This is a genomic window from Exiguobacterium undae DSM 14481, assembly GCF_000620805.1.
Lineage (GTDB): Bacteria > Bacillota > Bacilli > Exiguobacteriales > Exiguobacteriaceae > Exiguobacterium_A > Exiguobacterium_A undae.
Window position 1 is genome coordinate 923151 of record NZ_KK211187.1, and the last position, 20242, is coordinate 943392.

The 20242-nt window shown below is 47.9% G+C and carries 19 protein-coding genes; 10 read left to right on the forward strand and 9 right to left on the reverse strand.

Translation table 11 applies throughout. From position 1 onward, the window contains the following. Positions 1-46: 46 nt before the first annotated feature. The 3 genes from P397_RS0105340 to P397_RS0105350 all read right to left on the reverse strand — a co-directional run bounded on the left by P397_RS0105340 (position 47) and on the right by P397_RS0105350 (position 2003). Positions 47-574 (reverse strand): biotin transporter BioY, encoded by a 528-nt coding sequence (locus P397_RS0105340; RefSeq protein WP_028105862.1) that lies wholly within the window; start codon positions 572-574, stop codon positions 47-49. A gap of 117 nt (positions 575-691) precedes the next feature. Further along, entirely contained in the window at positions 692-1291 is a 600-nt protein-coding gene (gene rpsD / locus P397_RS0105345; RefSeq protein WP_012371102.1) for a 30S ribosomal protein S4, read from the reverse strand. A 226-nt stretch (positions 1292-1517) separates the two neighbouring features. Further along, entirely contained in the window at positions 1518-2003 is a 486-nt protein-coding gene (locus P397_RS0105350; protein WP_026832318.1) for a GAF domain-containing protein, read from the reverse strand. 220 nt (positions 2004-2223) lie between these two features. On the opposite strand from P397_RS0105350, the gene ezrA reads away from it, so the two are divergent. Both ezrA and P397_RS0105360 read left to right on the forward strand, forming a co-directional pair. Next, positions 2224-3930: a septation ring formation regulator EzrA gene (gene ezrA, locus P397_RS0105355; protein WP_028105863.1), complete on the forward strand. Its 1707-nt coding sequence runs from the start codon at positions 2224-2226 to the stop codon at positions 3928-3930. A 69-nt stretch (positions 3931-3999) separates the two neighbouring features. Then, positions 4000-5559, forward strand: coding sequence for an amidohydrolase (locus P397_RS0105360; RefSeq protein WP_028105864.1), 1560 nt, complete (start codon positions 4000-4002; stop codon positions 5557-5559). Between the two features lies 1 nt (position 5560). Here the strand turns inward: P397_RS0105360 and P397_RS0105365 are convergent, their stop codons facing one another. Beyond that, positions 5561-6325 carry a MerR family transcriptional regulator gene (locus P397_RS0105365; RefSeq protein WP_028105865.1) on the reverse strand — a complete coding sequence of 255 codons (765 nt, stop codon included), beginning with the start codon at positions 6323-6325 and terminating at the stop codon, positions 5561-5563. An 86-nt stretch (positions 6326-6411) separates the two neighbouring features. Further along, positions 6412-7227, reverse strand: coding sequence for an NAD kinase (locus P397_RS0105370; RefSeq protein WP_026832322.1), 816 nt, complete (start codon positions 7225-7227; stop codon positions 6412-6414). A 163-nt stretch (positions 7228-7390) separates the two neighbouring features. On the opposite strand from P397_RS0105370, the gene tpx reads away from it, so the two are divergent. The 4 genes from tpx to P397_RS0105390 all read left to right on the forward strand — a co-directional run bounded on the left by tpx (position 7391) and on the right by P397_RS0105390 (position 11180). Next, positions 7391-7897 (forward strand): thiol peroxidase, encoded by a 507-nt coding sequence (gene tpx / locus P397_RS0105375; RefSeq protein ID WP_152539603.1) that lies wholly within the window; start codon positions 7391-7393, stop codon positions 7895-7897. Positions 7898-8000: 103 nt separating this feature from the next. Continuing rightward, positions 8001-8909: a class I SAM-dependent methyltransferase gene (locus P397_RS0105380; protein ID WP_028105867.1), complete on the forward strand. Its 909-nt coding sequence runs from the start codon at positions 8001-8003 to the stop codon at positions 8907-8909. A gap of 121 nt (positions 8910-9030) precedes the next feature. Further along, positions 9031-10242 carry an acetate kinase gene (locus tag P397_RS0105385; RefSeq protein WP_028105868.1) on the forward strand — a complete coding sequence of 404 codons (1212 nt, stop codon included), beginning with the start codon at positions 9031-9033 and terminating at the stop codon, positions 10240-10242. A 335-nt stretch (positions 10243-10577) separates the two neighbouring features. Further along, positions 10578-11180 (forward strand): 3D domain-containing protein, encoded by a 603-nt coding sequence (locus tag P397_RS0105390; protein ID WP_026832326.1) that lies wholly within the window; start codon positions 10578-10580, stop codon positions 11178-11180. Positions 11181-11278: 98 nt separating this feature from the next. On the opposite strand, the gene P397_RS0105395 is transcribed toward P397_RS0105390, so the two are convergent. Then, on the reverse strand, positions 11279-11716 hold the full coding sequence (locus P397_RS0105395; RefSeq protein WP_026832327.1) for a universal stress protein: 438 nt from the start codon (positions 11714-11716) through the stop codon (positions 11279-11281). Positions 11717-11869: 153 nt separating this feature from the next. On the opposite strand from P397_RS0105395, the gene P397_RS0105400 reads away from it, so the two are divergent. Next, a complete protein-coding gene (locus P397_RS0105400; protein ID WP_026832328.1) occupies positions 11870-12595 on the forward strand; it encodes an SDR family oxidoreductase in 726 nt (241 codons plus the stop codon). A 67-nt stretch (positions 12596-12662) separates the two neighbouring features. Here the strand turns inward: P397_RS0105400 and P397_RS0105405 are convergent, their stop codons facing one another. Then, entirely contained in the window at positions 12663-13769 is a 1107-nt protein-coding gene (locus tag P397_RS0105405) for an aminopeptidase P family protein (protein ID WP_028105869.1), read from the reverse strand. Between the two features lie 155 nt (positions 13770-13924). On the opposite strand from P397_RS0105405, the gene P397_RS0105410 reads away from it, so the two are divergent. Beyond that, complete coding sequence (locus P397_RS0105410; RefSeq protein WP_026832330.1) at positions 13925-15235, forward strand: DRTGG domain-containing protein; 1311 nt, start codon at positions 13925-13927, stop codon at positions 15233-15235. Between the two features lie 43 nt (positions 15236-15278). On the opposite strand, the gene P397_RS0105415 is transcribed toward P397_RS0105410, so the two are convergent. Then, complete coding sequence (locus P397_RS0105415; protein ID WP_026832331.1) at positions 15279-15596, reverse strand: YtpI family protein; 318 nt, start codon at positions 15594-15596, stop codon at positions 15279-15281. A 66-nt stretch (positions 15597-15662) separates the two neighbouring features. On the opposite strand from P397_RS0105415, the gene P397_RS0105420 reads away from it, so the two are divergent. Continuing rightward, positions 15663-16598 carry a DHH family phosphoesterase gene (locus P397_RS0105420; protein WP_028105870.1) on the forward strand — a complete coding sequence of 312 codons (936 nt, stop codon included), beginning with the start codon at positions 15663-15665 and terminating at the stop codon, positions 16596-16598. Between the two features lie 61 nt (positions 16599-16659). On the opposite strand, the gene P397_RS0105425 is transcribed toward P397_RS0105420, so the two are convergent. After that, positions 16660-16854, reverse strand: coding sequence for a hypothetical protein (locus P397_RS0105425; protein WP_026832333.1), 195 nt, complete (start codon positions 16852-16854; stop codon positions 16660-16662). A gap of 155 nt (positions 16855-17009) precedes the next feature. Here P397_RS0105425 and dnaE point away from each other — a divergent pair, with 155 nt between their 5' ends. Beyond that, the gene (gene dnaE, locus P397_RS0105430; RefSeq protein WP_028105871.1) at positions 17010-20177 is read left to right on the forward strand and encodes a DNA polymerase III subunit alpha; all 3168 of its coding nucleotides are present in this window, start codon (positions 17010-17012) and stop codon (positions 20175-20177) included. Positions 20178-20242: the final 65 nt, after the last annotated feature.

The window sequence follows — 20242 nt, forward strand, 5'->3', positions numbered from 1 at the left end:
CCTAAAAAAAACAACGCTGACGGGATTCGTCAGCGTTGTTTTTTTATTACGCGATCCGGAATAAGCGGAGCGGGAGCAAACGAACGGCAATCGTCGTCGCAAGCAAGGCTTTTAATACGTCGCCGAGGATAAATGGAATGTTGATGGTCAGGGCATCAAGGAAAGACAGTTGTAAAACGGCCATCAAACCAAATGTACCAAGCAGATAGACAAGTCCAAGTCCGAACACGATCATTCCGATAAACAGCGGCAGGAAACGACGTGTCTTTTCAGCGACCAGACCGATAAAGAAACCGGCAATCGGGAAAGCAATCAAATAGCCGACCGTCGGACCGACGAATGGGGCAAGTCCTCCTTTTCCACCAAGTAAGGGGAGACCGGCGGCAGCGAGCAGTAAAAAGACCAGGACAGCAAGTCCACCACGTTTCGCGCCGAGGATGGCACTGACCGTCATGATGGCAAGCATTTGAAGGGTGATCGGAACGGGTCCGACAAGTTGGAGTTGCGGCAGTAGACTGACCGCGGAAATGATGGCAGCACCTAAAGCGATAAATGTAAGATCTTTCGTTTTCATAACATGACACGTCCTCTTCATTATGTGTTAACCAATATAAATAAAAGGTTAACACATAATGTGAAAAAGGGAAACATAAAAAAAGCACCCACCGAAGTGGATGCTTGAAACAACTGATTAACGTGAGTAGTACTCAACGACGAGTTGTTCTTGGATTTGATCGTTCAATTCAGAACGCTCTGGAAGACGGACGAACGTTCCTTCGAGCTTCTCAGCATCGAAAGTAACGAAGTCTTTAGTTGCTGGAGCAACTTCAAGTGCTTCTTTGATAACGACAAAGTTCTTCGATTTTTCGCGAACTGAGATCGTTTGACCTGGTTTCACGCGGAACGACGGGATGTCGACGCGAGCGCCATCAACTTGGATGTGACCGTGGTTGACGAGCTGACGAGCAGCACGACGTGTACGAGCCATACCCATACGGTAAACGACGTTGTCAAGACGTGCTTCAAGTAAGAACATGAAGTTCTCACCGTGGATACCAGGCATTTTGCCAGCATCGTTGAAGATACGGTTGAATTGGCGTTCGTTTACTCCGTACATGTGACGAAGCGTTTGCTTCGCTTGAAGTTGAAGACCGTACTCAGACATTTTGCGACGGCTGTTACCGTGTTGTCCTGGAGCGTACGGACGTTTTGCGATTTCTTTTCCTGTTTCAGTAAGAGAGATACCGAGACGACGTGAAAGTTTCCAAGCTGGACCTGTATAGCGAGCCATAATAAGACTCCTCCTTAGTGTTCGTTATTATTTGCATAAAAATAATAACGCCATCAAACCCACGTTACGCCCATTTCATGATGTGGCACCCTCGCTTGATAGCAAAGTTACACGATGCCCCTCCGGCAAAAGCCGAGTCATGAAATGTGATACGTAAGCGATTTGACCGCTATCGTTATCATTTCTGCACTTTTACAAGTATACGTCTGCTGATTCCTGCTGTCAATCAAATATGGCGAAGAAGAATTTCGCTGAACGCTTCGAGACCGGCTTGGTCCGTTTCGTCAAAACGACGGAGTTCCGGACTATCGATATCGAGGACACCAATTGTTTTTCCATCTTTAATCAATGGAACGACGATTTCTGAATTGGTTGCGGCGTCGCAGGCGATGTGCCCCGGGAAAGCGTGCACGTCCATGACGAGTTGTGTTACCTGATCTTGAGCAGCTGTCCCGCAAACACCACGTCCGAACGGGATACGGACACAAGCCGGTAAACCTTGGAATGGACCTAGGACCAATTCATTTTGCTCGGAATCCGTCAAATAGAAACCGACCCAGTTCGTTCGATCGAGGAATTGACCAAGCAATGCGCTGGCATTGGCAAGATTGGCGATTTGATTGGTTTCTCCGGTAAGTAAGGCATCCAGTTGCTTGTTCAGCATTTCGTATTGTTTCGTGCGGTCACCATCATAAGTCGTTGTCTCAAACATGTAGCATTCCTCCTGAAAAATCATATTTTATTCATCTTATCGGGTTTTTACGTGACTGACAAACAATTGATTTCAAGAAACGGGTCTGAAAAGTTCGGAAGAAATTAGGAAAAGCCCGAGTAAATCTATGCAAATCGGTTGCGCTATACTATTATAAGGATAAGATTAAAGCGAATATATGAGAATATGAAGTCGCTTGATAGGGTGGAGGTCGTAACAAATGTGGGCATGGGTGATTGGCGTCATCGTCATCGTATTACTCGTCATGCTGTTCAGCATGATCAGTCGGAAAAAATATTATACGAAAATCGATGAACTTGATCTGCGGAAACAAGGAATCATCAGCGCGTCGATTCCGAAGGAGTTGCAAGAACTGAAGGAACTCCCGATGGCGGGTGAGACGGAGACGAAATTCACTTCCTGGCACCAAGCATGGGAGGAATTAGTGACAGTCCACGTCGCACAAATCGATGAGACATTGTATCGGGCGGAAGAAGGACTGGACGGGTACCGATTCGTCGCAGTCAAAAATGATTTGGAAGTAACCGAGCAATTGATCGGTGAGCTGGAAGGGTTGATTGAAGGTATGTTGACAGAGATGTCGACCTTCAAGGAAAATCAATCGGTTCTCGCAGAACTGAAAGCGCAAGGGGAAACCGATTCCAGTCAAGTCCGGAAATCGTTGTTATTGCAAGCAACCTCGTTCGGACCAGCTTTGCCTAAACTCGAAGAACAGGCGGAAACGATTGATCAGCTGCGAACTGAAATGGTTGCGTTCGAGGAAGCGGGAGAAGTCACGAAAGCTTACGAAACAAGCCTTCAATTGGAAGAGCAAGTTGAAAAAACGCGCCAATTCGTTGAAGTGATTCCGAAACATTGGAAGACGCTTGCCCACGAATTGAGACAACGGATCGATCAATTGAGTGCCGGTTATAAAGAGATGACGTTAGACGGCTATCCGCTTGAACCTCTAGGAATGCAGTCCGACATTAAACGGTTTGAAGAACAACGTTTGAGTCTCGTCAAAAAGTTAGAATTTCTTGAAATCAACGGTCTTGAAGAACAAGTTCAACAACTTGCGGCAGACATCGATCAAATGTACGACACGTTCCGACGTGAAGTCGATGCCCGTCACCATGTGAAAAAAGAAAATCAAGCGCTGAAACAAAAAGCTTTGCGGATGCGTGAGAAAGTTCATCAGTTGGCGCAAGAGTTCAGTATGTTACGGGAAAACTATGAAATTTCGGCGGACTTGGGCGAACATTACGAGTCGATTCAACGCGATGAAGAAATGTTGTTTGGTGCCGCAAAAGATTTGGATGAGTCCATTGCAAGTCGGATCATTCCGTTCAGCATGCTTGAAGATCAGATGCGGGATGCCGTACGTCTCGAAGAACAGCTGATGATTCAATATGAACGGTTTACCGTGGAACTGCAGGCGCTGCGCAAGGAAGAAACAGAAGTCCGACAGCGTGTCACGGAATGGCGGCAAATCGTTTCCTCGACACGTCTGCGTCTAAAACGACTCGGGCTACCGAAAATCCCGGCAGAGGTAGAAGAAGCATTACAAGCTTCGAACCGTTCCCTTCAGACGCTCGAATCACGCTTCGAGGAGCTGCCGTTCAACGTCAGTTACGTCGTAGCGCAGAGCGAAGATGTCAACGGAACGTTTAAACTTCTGCAAGAACGGATAGATAAATTAGTATTCGAAGTCACTTACGCAGAACGACTCGTCCAGTATGCCAATCGGTTCCGGCGACACGACAATGAGATACATATGTCGCTGACGATTGCCGAGACGAAGTTCCTCGCGGGAGATTATGAGCGGACGATCATTTTGGCAGAACGTGTATTGGAACAATTTGATCCAAGTTCGATTGACCGAATTCGAAAAGCATGCGGACAACAAGAGACGATGCATGCATAATCATCACTGACAACTCAGGGTGGCCTTTCAGGTCACCCTGTTTTTGTAAAACAAAAGGGAGCGATTCAGATGGGAACACTGTATGTGAACGGCGTCATCCGGACGATGACACATGAAAATGAGGTTCAACCGGCGATGTTTGTCGAAGAGACGAGAATCATTGCAATGGGAGAAGAGGGTACGCTGCGCCGACGGTTCGGAAGACGTGTGACGACGATTGTCGATCTTAACGGGAAAGCTGTCTACCCGGCGTTTACAGATGCGCATATTCATTTGATTGGTTACGGAGAAGCCATCGGACGGGTGGATGCCTCTAGTTATGCAACATTAGATGAACTGGGGAAAGCTTTTGTTCAGGCGGAAGCCGTCAATGGTTTGCACGTAGCGGAAGGCTATGATGAGACGAAACTGGACCGTGCACCGACCAAGGCATGGTTAAATCAATTGTTCCCAACTGAACCGGCGTTGCTAAAACGGACGGATCGTCACACGGTACTCGTCAACGATGTCTTGTTCAAACAACTCGGATACAAGGCATCGACGGTCATCGAAGGCGGTAAGATCGGTTTGCTCGAGACCGGTGAAGCGGATGGTTTCTTGTACGATGCAGCAATCGAACCGTTGTATGCTTTGCAATCGGGATCGGTCGAACGGAATAAGGCCTCACTCCGATCGGCCATCAAGAACTTGTATCGTTACGGCATCATTGCTGCCCATACAGAAGATTTGGCATACCATGGTGAGTTATCGGAAGTATTACAAGCGTACCGGGAAGTGACGGAAGAAACAGGATTCCATGCCCACCTGCTCGTTCATCATTTGGTCGTCGATCAATTCATCCAAACGAATCCTGAGTTACCGCCGACCTTGTCGGTTGGTGCGATGAAACTCTTTGTCGACGGGGCATTGGGTGGACGGACGGCGTTACTTGGAAGAGGGTATTCAGATGACGCGACGACACGCGGCATCGAAGTCCATTCACCGGAACAACTGGAACAACTCGTCAAACGAGCCCGGAGCTACGGCTTTACGGTCGCAGCACACGTCATCGGTGACTTGGCGATCGAACGTTTTGTGACGGTCCTTGAGAAGTATCCGGCACCAAAAGGAACACGCGACCGAATCATCCATGCAACGGTCGTCCGTCCGGAACTCTTGGCCCGGATTCGGAAGCTCCCTGTTTTAATTGATGTTCAACCGGTCTTCCTGCTCGACGATGCCGACTTTGCGCAAGACCGTCTCGGGTTGAACCGGCTGGACTGGGCGTATCGTCTGAAGTCACTGGCGGAAACGGGGGCTCTTCTGTGCGGCGGATCGGATGCACCGATTTCGGATCCTGATGTTCGACGTGCCCTCTATGCAGCGACGACTGGAACAGCGGGCAATGTTAATAAGACGAACGAAGTCCTGTCGATGTACGAAGCTTTACTCCTGTTCACGAAAAATCCGCATATCGCAACCGATACACATGGACGAAAAGGAATGTTGCTTCCGGGATACGATGCGGACTTCGTCATCTTTGAACAAGACTTCTATTTATTACGGGGAGAAGACATTTTACGAAACCAGCTCGTTGAGACGGTTCAAGCGGGAAAAACCGTTTTCCAAGCGGATCCCGTCTTACGGTAAGTCAGCGTGTTTGGGTGTAAACCGTAATAGCCGCTGCGTAGAAATCGGCTAAGCCCGGTTCATACGTTTCATAGTAGTTTCGGAAGCGTTGATCGGTGACATAAAGCTGTCCGAGCGACTGAAAATGAGTAAGGTCGCATGGATAATAATGCTGGTCGATGAAAGCGTGTTGATCCCGGACGACTTGCTGGACTTCCGGATCGTGAACGGGACGGTGAGTCCGGTACAACCGGGTCAACCGTTGATCCAACTGTTTGTGTTGCAGGCTCAATTGTTCTGCTTCTTGTGGACTTCGCCGTTGTTGGCGGATTTGACTGATTCGGTAGGCCTCGGTTTCGGCATAGTGTGTTTTTACTTCTTCGGCATGTTGCGCTTCAAGCGCGGTGAGTTCTTCGTGACGGAGACCACGGAAAAGTTGCTCATCGTTCATGTTGATTCCTCCTTCAATCGATTGTAGTGTCTGAGTGGCTAAATCAATCAAGGTCTGATAGTGCAGGGCGGTTTCCTGCAGACGTTGAATTTGATCCCGCAGGACGGCGCTTGCTTCCATCCGGTTGCCTTCGAGGAGGTGAGGGATTTGAGACAGCGGGACATGCAGTTCGCGGTACAACAAAATCTGTTGCAAACGGTGAAGCTCGGTCCGGGAATAACGGCGGTGACCAGCCGGAGTCCGGTGGCTGGGAGTAAGCAAACCAATGCTTTCGTAATGGTACAGAGTTCGTTTTGAGACTCCGGCCAGCCGAGCCAATTGTTGCGTTGAATACATGTCTGACACCTCCTGGTTATGATGATAAGGGGTGACGTAACGGAACAGGCAATAAAAAAATCTGCCAAACGGCAGATTTTTTTATTTTATAAGAACGAACGTTGGATTTTATGCCAAAATGTATTGTTTGTTAATTTAACGGTCTTCAATTCTTTTTCGGATAACTGGATATCGACCGAATCGGTCCGTTTCAAACTGAGTGCTTCGTTGTCCATTCCGATGATCGGATAGTCATTGCCGTCTTCGATGATGCGCAGAGACAGTTTACGACCACGGTTCAAGAGGAACGCCGATCCGAGTGTCCGGTAGCGGTTATTGTTGACGGATGCGATTTCACTGACTTGGAGACAGTGAATCAATGGGTCGACAATCGCACCTGACAAGGATTTGTTGTAAGCTGTGGAACCGGTTGGTGTTGAGATGACCATACCGTCACCACGGAAGGTCTCGAACAGGAAACCATCGATGTACACTTCAATGGCGAGTGATTTAATGATGCTTGATTTGACGGAACATTCATTCAGGCAAAGCATCCCCGGACCACCATTGATTGAAGCTTCCAGAAGCGGATAACGACGGACTTCAATTTCTCCATTCGAAGCACGGTTCCCGGTTTCTTTGAAAATCGCCTCAACGGACGACAAATCGTTGATGTCAAAGTCACAATAAAACGAATTTGGTCCTTCGGCAAAACCAACGTAAATGGCATCTTCTCGGAATCCTGTAAAGCGGGCGGCTTGTAGGAACGCACCATCTCCGCCAATTGAAACGATGATGTTGGCTTGTTTATGATCCTGGACGACATTCAATCCATACCGATTTCCTACTTCAATCAGTTTACGTACCTGTGTCTCGTGTCTTTGTTTATTACGGTAATACAGGTAAACATTGTTTCGAGCCATGGTCAATTCCCCCTTGAAAGCGTTTCATGAACTCCTTCATTATACCTGTATTTAAGATAAATCGGTACTGATAGCTGAGGGCAGCGGAAGAAATCTTGTTTTACCGTCCGTGTGTTTTTATAGTAGAATAGGACAGGACTTAGAATCTATCGGGAAATGGGGAATTGACATGGCAACATTTAAAGGGAATGACATCACATTAATCGGAACACCGGTTGAAATCGGACAACAAGCACCAGATTTCGAGGTATTGGCAAATGACCTTTCACCTGTGACACGCGATACATATGCAGGCGTCCGGATTATCAGCGTCGTTCCATCTATCGACACAGGTGTCTGTGATGCACAAACTCGTAAATTCAATGAAGAAGCTGCAGGAATCGAAGGTGTAACGGTACTGACGATTTCGAACGACTTGCCATTCGCCCAACGCCGTTGGTGTGCATCAAGCGGACTGGATAACGTCGTGACGTTGTCGGATCACCGTGATCTGTCATTCGGGACGCAGTACGGTGTCGCGATTGAAGAACTTCGTTTGTTGGCCCGTTCGGTGTTCGTCATCGATGCGGCGAATGAAGTCGTATACGCGGAGTACCTCGAAGAGTCGACGAACGAAGTCGATTTCGAATCTGCTCTTGCCGCAGCGAAACGTGCAAAAACGACGAAGTAAGAATAGTTTACAAACGGTGTAAAACCGCTACAATGAAGATAATGAGAAAAAACGGCTCCCAAGAAGTGCGGGGGCCGTTTCGTTTTGAAAGGATGGAATACAGATGGAAGCTTTAGAAAAGTTATATAAAGAACTGACACAACAAACACGTAAATTAGAACGTGATCTGGACATGCCGTATTTAGAAGCCTTGACGGAAGTCATCGATCGACTGAATGAGCGGCATACGGAAAATGTGGAATCCGAGACGGTACGTAAAGCGGTCTCACTCGCAATTCTGGAAGGGATGAAGCAGGCGCAGCCGAATCACTTGCCGACGCCGGACAGCGTTGCCTTGTTTGCGGGTTATTTAATCGGGAAATTAATCAAGAAGGACGATGTCCGTCTGCTTGATCTTGGAAGCGGGACCGGCGGGATGTTGCATGCCGTCCTCAGTCAGCTGCCGAAAGATACCGTCGCAGAAGCGGTCGAGGTAGATGAGACGTTAATCCGTTTATCGGCGTCGGTCACGGAACTGCTTGATTATCCGGTCAACTATACGCATCAGGATGGACTGCGCCCGCTCTTGCTGGATCCCGTCGATCTGGCGATGGCAGATTTACCGATCGGTTATTATCCGGATGAAGAAGCAGCGAAGACGTATGTCTTACAGCGGGAAGAAGGGATGAGTTACAGTCATTTTCTTTTGATTGAACAAGCCATGAATTACGTGAAGCCGGGCGGATTCGGCGTGTTCGTCATTCCGAACGGATTGTTCCAACATGATACAGAAGGAAAACTGAAACAGTATTTCGAAACAAAAGCTCATGTCATCGGTATTCTCCAGTTGCCTTTGACGATGTTTAAACAAGAACAAGCTGCGAAAAGTTACTTGATCGTCCGAAATCATCTGGCAGGTGTGACGATGCCGAAACAAGCATTATTGGCAGAGCTGCCGTCCTTTACCGATGCCCGTGCCTTTGGCGGAATGGTGAAACAGATTGATGAATGGATTAACACAGAATTAAAATGAAATGCGCAAAGTGATTGAAATCTGTTGTTAATTTGACTATTCTAGTGTAGAACAGAAATAGAGCAAGACTCATACAGATGTGAATGTCTACTGATTTCGAATGGAAAAGGGGAAATAAATCATGGCAAAGATTATGGCAGTAAACGCCGGTAGTTCGTCGCTTAAGTTCCAATTACTTGAGATGCCGAATGAGACGATGATTGCAGTTGGTTTAGTAGAACGTGTCGGAAAAGACGACGCAATCTTTACGATTAAATATGGTGAAGGACAGAAGTTTACGGATGTTCTTCCACTTGCTACACATAAAGAGGCCGTTGAATTGTCACTTGAGAAATTGATGGAATTTGGCATCATCTCATCGTATGACGAAATCAAAGGTGTCGGACATCGTGTGTTACACGGAAAAGAAAAGTATGCTGATTCTGTTGTCATTACAGAAGAAGTCATGCAAGACATCGAATCATATACAGAGCTCGGTCCATTGCACATTCCACCAAACTTGATCGGAATCCGTGCGTTCCAAGCGATTTTACCAGATGTACCACAAGTGGCAGTCTTCGATACGGCTTTCCACCAAACGATGCCGGAAGAAAACTTCCTGTACAGCCTTCCGTACGATTACTATACGGAGTACGGCATTCGGAAATACGGTTTCCACGGTACAAGCCATAAGTATGTCACGGAACGTGCGTCTGAATTATTAGGTCGTCCGTTACAAGACCTCCGTTTGATCTCATGTCACCTCGGTAGTGGTGCTTCGATTGCTGCAGTCGCAGGCGGAGAATCACTCGATACGACAATGGGCTTCACACCGCTTGAAGGAATCACGATGGGGACACGTTCTGGTTCGCTTGACCCGGCCTTGATTCCATTCTTGATGGAGAAAACAGGAAAAACGGCAGAAGATGTCTTGAACGTCATGAACAAAGAGTCTGGTATTTACGGTCTTTCTGGTCTCTCAAGTGATTTACGTGATGTTGAGTCGGCAGCGACAGAAGGAAACCACCGTTCAGAGATGGCACTCCGAATCTTCGCAAACCGAATCCATGGATACATCGGACAATATGCGGCAGAGATGAATGGCGTTGATGCGATCATCTTCACAGCAGGTGTTGGTGAAAACTCTGATTCGATTCGCGAGCGTGTTTTACGCGGGCTTGAATTCATGGGCGTTTACTGGGATCCATCCCTCAACAACGGCGCACGTGGTGAAGAATTGTTCATTAACTATCCGCATTCGCCGGTCAAAGTCATCATCATTCCAACAAACGAAGAATTGATGATTGCCCGTGATACGGTTCGTATCGGTGGTTTGGTCGAGCAAAACGCTTAAAATGAACAGCATATGACTTTTTGTCCCGTTCCAGCTTCTGTTGGAGCGGGACATTTTTATGTCCTTTGAACCGGATTTCAGCATCGATCAAAACACGATGAATCGGCTCGCGATTATTTTCTATTACAGGCGTTGTCATATAAAAATACAAAAAAAGAAAGTTAAACGTCAATTTGACGTAATAAACACTCAAAACTGAAAAAAATGAGTCTTTTGTAACACGATAGTAATAAAGGCGTCATCTTTTTGTGGTCTATATGTAACGGCACTGCTCCATTTTGTCATGTATATTAATGTAAGTTACAAAACAGGGACAATTATGGAGGAGAGATTACATGATGAAACGGATACTCGCTAGTGTTTTAGCAGTCTTGTTAGCACTCAGTTCGTTTGCAGGTCTTCAAGCGGAAGCTGCAGCCAAAAAAAATGTTAAGTCGTCGGTCGATAGCCTAGTTGTTCGTCAGAAAGCAACAACGTCGTCTAAGAAACTTGGTCTTTTATATAAGAATCAAACATTACCGTACAAAGCAAAAACAGGAAACTGGTACAAAGTCAGCTACAAAGGTAAAACAGCGTACTTAAGTGCCCGTTACTCAAAAGTCGTAACCAGTTCTTCTAAAAAACAATCAACGGGTGGCTGGAAAACACTCACGAATGTCAGTGCTACAGCATACACACCGTATGATCCAGGCAGTGGTAACTTAACGGCAATCGGTTGGAACATCAAGAGCTCTAAAAAGAAAGTCGTCGCAGTTGACCCACGTGTCATTCCGCTTCGCTCAACAGTAAAAGTGTATTACAAAGGGAAATTAAAAGGGACGTACACAGCAGCTGATACGGGTGGTGCCATTAAAGGGAAAAAGCTTGATATCCTTTACTACTCACGCTCTGAAGCATTTGACTGGGGTCGTCGTAACGTCACCGTTAAATTCAAATAATCCGTCAGATCTATTGCACATCGGTGTAATAGATCTTTTTTTGATCAAAAAAACACTCCACCCGCAGGTGAAGTGTTGAAAAATAGTAATGAGTGCGGTTAAAGACGGACAATCAAGACGTCACATTTGGCGTAACGGGTAATGCTTTCGGATACACTACCGATAAAGAAGCGTTCTACAGCGTTTAATCCGGTGGCGCCACAGATGATCAAATCCACATTGTGGTTGGGGGCGAGTTTCTTGGCGATGGTTACTTTAGGAGAACCGTATTCAATTGCGACTTCAACATCTTTGACACCGCGTTCTTGTGCGGTTTTGACATAGTCATCCAGTAATTCCTTGGCGTACGATTCGGCGCGTTCTGTAATCGTCCGGTCATAGGCTTCGACGGTCGCGAAAGTCCGTGTATCGATGACGTGTGCAATGACAAGTTTGGCATCGTTTCGAAGTGAGACGTCAATCGCCGTTTCAAAAGCACGTTCTGCCTCTTTTGAACCGTCGACTGCTACTAAAATGTTATGATATACAATTGCCATTCTGTATCCATCCCTTCGTATTCAGCTGATTCTTACACCCTTATTATACCATTCCCTCAATTGGAAGATGACGAACATTTAAGGAGATTTAAAAATTGTTCTTCCTCAAAGGAACCCGTAAGATGGAAGGAGATGAAAGGAGGCGATGCCACGATGAGGCACGCATTGATTACAGCAGGAACAAAAGGGCTCGGGGAGATGGTGACCCGCCGCCTGCTCGAAGAAGGGTGGCACGTGACGGCACTTCATCGCTCGAAACCAACCTTCGAGCACGAACGTTTACACTTGATTGAAGCGGATGTGACGAAACAAGACGAATTATTGAGCGCCGTAGAGCAAACAGTGGAGAAACACGGACGCATCGATGCCTTGATCTTAAATGCAGGACCGTATATCTTTGAACGGAAGTCGCTTGTCGATTATTCGGATCAAGAGTGGAATGAAGTCGTAACCGGAAATCTGACGGCTAGCTTTTGGTTGTTACGAAAAATTCTTCCGATTATGCGCGAGCAACACTACGGACGGATTGTTACATACGGTTTTCCGGAGAGTGCATCAGCGCCTGGATGGATTGACCGGGCAGCATTCGCAGCCGCTAAAAGTGGGATGGTCAGTTTGACGAAAAGTGTAGCGCTTGAGGAGGCGGGGCATGGGATCACCGTGAACATGGTCAATCCGGGTAATATCGTGGGTGAGAACAAATCGAAACGGATTGAGCAGGCAACGGCAGACGATCAGACGCCGGTTGGACGGACAGGTGTCGGGGAAGATATCGCCCGTGCCATCTCGTTTTTACTGGCGGAAGAATCCAGTTTGATTACTGGGGCAATCCTGGATGTTACAGGCGGCGTCAACGTCGTCCATCAATCGCGTCAATGATTTTAGGAGAAAAGTTCGAAGATAGGATAACAGGGTCCATTCCGTTTTTCGGAATGGACCCTGTTATTTACTGTACAGATGGAAGGGACTGCAAGTGTTTTGGAGATTGATTTAACGCTTCCGGTCCGTTTTCCGTAAGATGAATATCATCTTCAATCCGGACGCCGCCGACATGAGGAACGTAAATGCCCGGCTCGAGCGTATAGACGATACCCGCTTCAGCTGTCACTAGATTGTTTGAAGCGAGTGACGGGAATTCGTGGACATCAATTCCAAGACCATGTCCAACCCGGTGTGTGAAGTACTCGCCGTATCCTGCCGTTTCAATGACGTCCCGAGCAGCTTTGTCGAGTGTACCAAGCGTTACACCAACACGACTCGCTGCGGTTGCTGCTTCAAGTGCGCCAAGGACCGTGTTGTAGATCGTTTTCTGTTCTTCGCTCGCTTCTCCGTAAACGAAGGTCCGTGTGATATCAGAACAATATCCTTTCCACACGACACCGAGATCAAACAGGACGAAGTCTCCTTCTTGAATGACACGGTCACCAGGGACACCGTGCGGGTCAGCGCTGTTTGCGCCAAATAAGACCAACGTATCAAATGACATCTCGCGAACGCCTTTTTTCTTCATTTCAAACTCGATTTCCGCGATGACTTCCATTTCCGTGACGCCGGGGCGAATCGCCTGTTTCCCGATTTCGACGGCTTGATCGGCCAATTCAGCTGCTTCACGAAGGATGTCGATTTCTTGGGCATCTTTTTTGACGCGTAACGCCTGCAGTTGCTCACCGATATCGAGGATTGCCGCATTTTCCTGACGGGACTCCAGTTCCTTGAAACGGCTGAAGGTCATATGCTCCCCTTCGATTCCAATCCGATTATTCGAGACGGCAAAGGTTTCGAGAAGCTGACTGATTTTATCAAATGGATTTTCGTGGTCGGCATATGTGACGACGTCTCCATCCCAAGGGCTGGCTGAAACGATATTCGCTTCGAGTGCCGGGCAGAAAAGGGCACGCTTTCCATTCGCATCGACGATGACCGCCATGACGCGTTCGTGTGGTTCGGCGTAGACACCTGAAAAATAGAAAACGCCGGCTTTTGACGTAATCAACGCCACATCGATTCCTGATTCTTGCAATACACGACTGATTTGATTTGTCCGTTCTAACATGTCGTTCCCACCTCTCGTTTCTTGTCACGTTTTAGTATACCAAAGTTGGATTTGGAAAACATTTCTCAGAAATCAGACTAGTACACTTTTCATTCTTCCGAGTAGTACAGTATAATGACAGGAGAGTAGAATATAGGAAAAAGAAGGGATACAGCATGCCTACGAAACATGAACAGATCATCCGGCACATTGAGGATCTCGATGTGGGCGCCAAAATATCCGTCCGGCAAATCGCGAAGGACCTAACGGTATCCGAAGGTACGGCGTATCGTGCCATTAAAGAAGCAGAGAATTTAGGGTTCGTCTCGACGATTGAACGTGTCGGAACGATCCGGATCAAGAAAAAGCAAAAAGAGAACATTGAAAAACTGACCTTCGCAGAAGTCGTTAATATCGTCGATGGACAAGTGCTTGGGGGACGAGACGGACTTCATAAAACCTTGACGAAGTTTGTTATCGGAGCAATGAAACTGGAAGCGATGATGCGTTATATCGATGTCGACAGTCTTGTCATCATCGGAAACCGGGAAAAAGCTCATGAGCTTGTGTTAGAAGCAGGGGCTGCGGTTTTGATCACCGGTGGTTTTGATACGACGGAAGAGGCGAAGAAGCTGGCTGACGAAATGGAGTTGCCTATCATTTCGACGTCATATGATACGTTTACCGTCGCGACGATGATTAACCGGGCCATCTATGACCGGCTGATTAAAAAAGAGATTTTACTGGTATCGGATATTCTGATTCCGTTGCATGACACGTTTTATTTACAGACGAACGATCCGATTGCCAGATGGCATGAACTCAACGAACAAACGAAGCACAACCGTTACCCGGTCATCGATGAACAAATGAAGGTCGTCGGTGTCGTGACCGCGAAGGATATCATTGACCGTCCGCATGATTGGCCGGTCGAAAAAGTCATGACCCGTCATCCGATCACTGTCGGAATCCGGACCAGTGTGACGAATTCCGCCCATCAGATGGTTTGGGAAGGGATCGAAATGTTACCGGTCATCGATCAATACGGACGTCTGCTTGGCATCATCAGCCGGCAAGATGTTTTGAAAGCGTTACAACTGGCGAACCGGCAACCGCAGGTCGGAGAAACGTTTGACGACTTGATTACGGGACAAATCAAAGCAGCAGAAGATGCAAGAGGTCCTTATCTCTCGCTCGAAGTTTCTCCGCAGATGACGAATTTCATGGGGACGGCTTCAAGCGGTGTCTTGACGACCTTGCTTGTTGAAGGGGCAACGCGGATGTTGCGTCACATGAAAAAAGGGGACCTCGTGATTGAAAATGTCAGCATCTACTTCATCAAACCAGTCCAAATTGAAAGTACGATTACGATTCGGGCAAACGTGTTTGATGTCGGACGAAAATTCGGGAAAGTCGATGTCGAGATGTACCAAGGCACACAAATCGTTGCAAAGGCGCTCGTGACTTCACAACTAATCGATCGATAAGTCGTTTTCAGAGCATAAAAAAAGACGGTCATGACCGTCTTTTTTACGACTGTTCCGTTTGTTCCATTTCCCGGACGACATACGGATAGATTTTTTTGTAGCGGATGAAGCCCGCAATAAATGAAGCAACACCGATGACAATCAGGATCGAACAAACGATTTTTCCTGTCAGTGTCGTCAAACCGTCACCGGACACAAACTGATTGACGGCAAACAAAATGACGAACAAGCTGAGCCAGATGCTCGCTTGCGTATTAAATAAAAACTTCCGATTCGTACTTTTCGTATGGAATGCACGTCGTTTTGCGAGTAAATATCCACCAAGCGACAAGACGATTAACAGAATGAGAACAAACTGCATATGGATGACCTCCTTTTCTTTCTATATCTGTTTGTATCATATCAATATTTAGAGGAGCTGTGCACTGTGAAAGAACAAATCAGACAATTGATTGAACAAGCATCGACGATCATCATCCATCGGCACGAACGGCCGGACCCGGATGCACTCGGCAGCCAGTTCGGCTTACAGACGGTTCTGCAACACCAATTTCCGGATAAAAAAATAAAAGCAGCCGGCGAGATGGCGACGTCGCTTGCTTTCATGGGGACGCTTGATGCGGTCGAAACAGATGAGTATCCGGACGCATTGGTCATCATTTTAGATACAGCAAACGAAGCACGAATCGACGGTAAGGATGCGTTGCGCGGTCGACAGACGATTAAAATCGATCACCATCCGGACGAAGATCCTTACGCGGATATCCAACTTGTCGATCCGACGGTCAGTTCGACGTCAGAGTTGTTGGTCCATCTGTTAAACGAGTGGGGATACGTGATTCCGGAACCGGCGGCGATTCAGTTTTATGCAGGCATCGTCGGAGATACCGGTCGTTTTCAATTCAGAGGGACAACGAGCCGGACGTTTTCGGTCGCGGCACAATTATTGGATACAGGGATCGACACGGACTGGCTTTACCGGAATATGTATCAGACGGAACTGGCAGCTTTACAACTGCAAGGATATGTCCTCCAACACATCGAGTTGACGGAAGCGGGTGTCGGCTATGTCGTCTTGACACAAGAAACGCTTAAAGCCTTCAACGCGACTGTCGAACAGGCTTCGTTACTCGTGAACAGCTTTGCCGGTCTGAAGGGGTTGAAAGCGTGGGCACTCTTCCTCGAAACGGATCAGGAAGTCCGCGTCCGTCTACGCTCAAAGGGACCGGTCATCAACGAGGTCGCAAAAGAATTTAATGGAGGGGGACATCCGATGGCATCCGGTGCGACGATTCAAAATCTAACCGAAGTCGATGGTGTCATTTCCCGTTTGAATGAAGTGGCGGGAGCCTTCCGCTTCTAGACAAAAAGAGGCTGCTCGCTACAATCCTGTGTCGGATCCATGGCGAACAGCCTTTTTGTCTTCAATTCGTTGAAGCCTCTTCTTGGGGAATGAACCAAATTCCACGTTCTGTGTGGTCTTCGATGACGTTCAGTTCCAGTTCCTTGACAGACTTCCGGATTTTTTCAGCGATTTCTTCAGTCTCAGTAAAGGCAGTCACACCTAACTTTAACTGTTCAACTTTTTCGCGAGCGATTTGGCTACGGTTTAAAATCATGGCAAACTCTCCTTCCATGCAAGTCATGATGTTCTCTTTTTATTGTAGCGAATAATTCACGGAATGGCGAGACTCAGGAACAAGCAGATATGACACTTCTGAAAACGTTTTAAAATGGTAAAACATAGACGATGAAAAAGAATGGAGGAGGCAGTATGATTCAGCTAAATGTCCGGACGGCTTATAGTCCCCTGCAGAGTACCATTCGAATGGATCGGTATCTTGACGAATTAAAACAACGAGGCGCGCATGCAGCCGCGATTTGTGAGACCGCGTTGACCGGCGTGCCGGCATTCATCGCCGGTTGCGAGCAACGGGACCTGCTTCCGATCGTTGGTTTGGAACAAGATCAGGAAGAGGACGAACTGACCATCTTGTGGTACGCCAAAACAAGCGAAGGTCTGAAGGCACTGTATCGGCTATCGAGTCAGATGCCGGTCGAGGACTATTCGGACTTGATTGCCATCTTAGCACCAAAACGACAAGCGCCGGATGATGAAGCACGGTTGCGACGCCTCGTTTCCCAGTGGATCAGCCTTGCGCAAAATGCGACTGTTTATTTGGGGGTAAAGGCGGCGCGCTCCACCGTGGAGCGGGAGAGCCGGGAACACTACCGCCAGGCGGCGTATGCACTTGGAATCGAGACGATTCCGATTGATCCCGTCCGTTATTTACGGCGAGACGAGGCGGAAGCCTATCAGGCGGTCCGGGCGATTGATGAGGGAACAACGTTTCAAGAACAAAAAATCAACCGGACGGCGTATTTGAAGTCAAATGAAGAATTACAGGAACACTTTACGGAGCGGGAACGGATGCTTGTCGAACGATGGGCAACCACGCAAGAGACGTTGGTGTTACCGTTCCAGTCCCGTCCCTTACCACGGGTGACGGAAAATTCGGATCAGGCTTTAAAAAAACTGGCCCACGATGGATTGTTGGCACACGGCCTTGTCGATGCCGTCGCAACAGACCGGTTGCAGTATGAACTGAACGTGATTGAAAAAACCGGTTTTGCCGATTACTTTCTGATCGTCGAGGATCTGGTCCGGCAGGCGAAAGCAAAAGGTATTCAAGTGGGACCAGGACGTGGTTCTGCCGCCGGTTCACTCGTCAGTTACGCCCTAGGCATCACGACGGTCGACCCGATCAAATACGGTCTGTTGTTTGAACGCTTCTTGAATCCCGAACGGATTTCGATGCCTGATATCGACATTGACATCGAGGATGAACGGCGGGAGGAAGTGCTTGATTATTTGGTTGAACGTTACGGAAGAGCACACGTCGGACAAATCGGAACGCTGTCGACGCTCGGAGCAAAGGCGGCACTTCGTGACGTCGCACGTGTGCTGGAGTTTTCGAAAGATGAGACGGATGCAGCAGCTAAACAACTTGGGAAGGCGACGACCCTACAAGGGTTGGAACAAAAGGCGGCAATCTACCGATGGTTCTCAGGCAGTGAAAAACGGCGGCAACTGTTGCAGCTCGCTCAAGCGATTGAAGGGCTGCCGCGGCAACGTTCGATTCATGCAGCGGGTGTCGTCATCGGATCGGACGATCTCATCGAGACGACGCCCGTCGATCGGAATGCGAGTGACCGGTTCGTCACTCAATATTTGATGAAGGCACTGGAACAACAAGGATTATTGAAAATCGATCTGTTGGGTCTGCGGAACCTGACCCGGTTACGTCAGATGGAACACTTGATTCAACATACGCATCCCGGATTTTCTGTTGAACAGATTCCGGAAGATGATGCTGTGACACTTCGGCTGTTTTCTAAAGGCGAGACGGATCAAATCTTTCAATTTGAATCAGCCGGGATGAAGCAAACCTTGCGGGAAGTCAAGCCGACACGGTTTGAAGATTTGGTCGCGACGATGTCGCTGTTTCGTCCGGGACCGATGAAATTCATTGATTTGTATGCGAAACGGAAAGCGGGTCAACCGTATCAGACGGTCCATCCGATTTTAGCGGAAATTTTACAGTCGACGTACGGCGTCATCGTCTACCAGGAGCAGATCATGGAAATCACACGCCGTGTCGCCGGGTTTACATTGGCACAGGCGGACCTGTTACGTCGGGCGATTTCGAAGAAAAGCAGTCAATCAGTCGAATCCGAGAAAAAACGTTTTATCGACGGTGCACTCGGAAATGGGTTCGAAGCGAGCGTCGCCGAGACGTTATATGATCAAATCGAACGGTTTGCCGGTTATGGATTTAACCGGAGTCATGCCGTTGCTTATACGAAAATCAGTTACGCATTAGGATATATGAAGGCACATCATCCGCAAATCTTTTCTCTCATCTCAATCGATCAGCCGGAACGTCTGGTCCGTGTCATGCGGGAAAAACGATTGCCGGCGTTGCCACCGGATGTCTGGATGTCGGATTATCGTTCAACCTTAGAAGGAAAAGGCATCCGTCTTGGTCTGCAAACACTGCGTGGAATCACGGAAAAAGATTTTCACAGCTTACGAGAAGCGGCTAAAACGTCGCAAACGATTACCCAATTGTTATCGGCCGTTGGGTGGGGGAAAAAAGAACGGACGAAGATTGAACTGCTGTTATACAGCGGAGCACTGGATCGCGCGACGCACGGCGATCGAGCGTTGGCTGAACAAGAAGTCTTGGATTACTTTACGATGGCGTCCAATACGTTGTTGCCGGATGAACTCGCAAGTCTCGGGCGAAGAAAGACGGTTGCGAAAACAAGCCGGACAGCCACGGATTGGGCACGGCTCGAGCGGGAATCACTTGGATTCTGGTTAACGTATTCGCCATTGATGACGGCGATGAAACCACAGGTTGAGACGACCCATTTTCAAGCCATCTCTGCAGAAGCCGAACAGACCCATTATCTCGTCTGTTACATCGATCAGCTGCGCGAATTCAAAACGAAACGGGCCCAGACGATGGCCGTCATCCACGCGGTCGACGGTTATACGACAGAGGAAGTCGTCGTTTTTCCGAAGCAGTACGAGCTGTTCAGCAGATCCTTATACGTCGGCAACGTGCTCTTGATCGAAGTCAAGGCACAGGAACGGGAAGGAAACCGGCAGTTTGTCCTGGAACGGTTACGCCCGCTTGGGCAAGATGTTTTGTTTATCAAACTGCCGTCCAAAAATGAGTTGGCGGTGTTGGAACGGATTTTAGAAACGGCTCCGGGAGATATTCCGGTAGTCGTCCGCTATGCCGATACCAATGAAACGAAACCGTTACCAGGAATCTATGCGATTCAACACAACGAAGAATTGTTGGCACAGCTACGAATTCGGTTCGGGGAAACGAATATCGTCTTGAAAAATGTCCCGCGTTCGACCTAGTAGTAGGTAATAAGATTTGTTATAATAAGGGGTAATTGGTCTGACCAATGCCGCCGGATTTAGAA

Bases quoted from the DNA above. Each gene is read 5' to 3' on its own strand.
- P397_RS0105400 (WP_026832328.1), top strand. From the start codon at position 11,870: ATGAGGCACGCATTGATTACAGCAGGAACAAAAGGGCTCGGGGAGATG.
- dnaE (WP_028105871.1), top strand. From the start codon at position 17,010: ATGATTCAGCTAAATGTCCGGACGGCTTATAGTCCCCTGCAGAGTACC.
- P397_RS0105380 (WP_028105867.1), top strand. From the start codon at position 8,001: ATGGAAGCTTTAGAAAAGTTATATAAAGAACTGACACAACAAACACGT.
- ezrA (WP_028105863.1), top strand. From the start codon at position 2,224: ATGTGGGCATGGGTGATTGGCGTCATCGTCATCGTATTACTCGTCATG.
- P397_RS0105390 (WP_026832326.1), top strand. From the start codon at position 10,578: ATGATGAAACGGATACTCGCTAGTGTTTTAGCAGTCTTGTTAGCACTC.
- P397_RS0105340 (WP_028105862.1), bottom strand. From the start codon at position 574: ATGAAAACGAAAGATCTTACATTTATCGCTTTAGGTGCTGCCATCATT.
- P397_RS0105385 (WP_028105868.1), top strand. From the start codon at position 9,031: ATGGCAAAGATTATGGCAGTAAACGCCGGTAGTTCGTCGCTTAAGTTC.
- rpsD (WP_012371102.1), bottom strand. From the start codon at position 1,291: ATGGCTCGCTATACAGGTCCAGCTTGGAAACTTTCACGTCGTCTCGGT.
- P397_RS0105370 (WP_026832322.1), bottom strand. From the start codon at position 7,227: ATGGCTCGAAACAATGTTTACCTGTATTACCGTAATAAACAAAGACAC.
- P397_RS0105425 (WP_026832333.1), bottom strand. From the start codon at position 16,854: ATGATTTTAAACCGTAGCCAAATCGCTCGCGAAAAAGTTGAACAGTTA.
- P397_RS0105405 (WP_028105869.1), bottom strand. From the start codon at position 13,769: ATGTTAGAACGGACAAATCAAATCAGTCGTGTATTGCAAGAATCAGGA.
- P397_RS0105415 (WP_026832331.1), bottom strand. From the start codon at position 15,596: ATGCAGTTTGTTCTCATTCTGTTAATCGTCTTGTCGCTTGGTGGATAT.
- P397_RS0105365 (WP_028105865.1), bottom strand. From the start codon at position 6,325: ATGTATTCAACGCAACAATTGGCTCGGCTGGCCGGAGTCTCAAAACGA.
- P397_RS0105360 (WP_028105864.1), top strand. From the start codon at position 4,000: ATGGGAACACTGTATGTGAACGGCGTCATCCGGACGATGACACATGAA.
- P397_RS0105410 (WP_026832330.1), top strand. From the start codon at position 13,925: ATGCCTACGAAACATGAACAGATCATCCGGCACATTGAGGATCTCGAT.
- P397_RS0105350 (WP_026832318.1), bottom strand. From the start codon at position 2,003: ATGTTTGAGACAACGACTTATGATGGTGACCGCACGAAACAATACGAA.
- P397_RS0105395 (WP_026832327.1), bottom strand. From the start codon at position 11,716: ATGGCAATTGTATATCATAACATTTTAGTAGCAGTCGACGGTTCAAAA.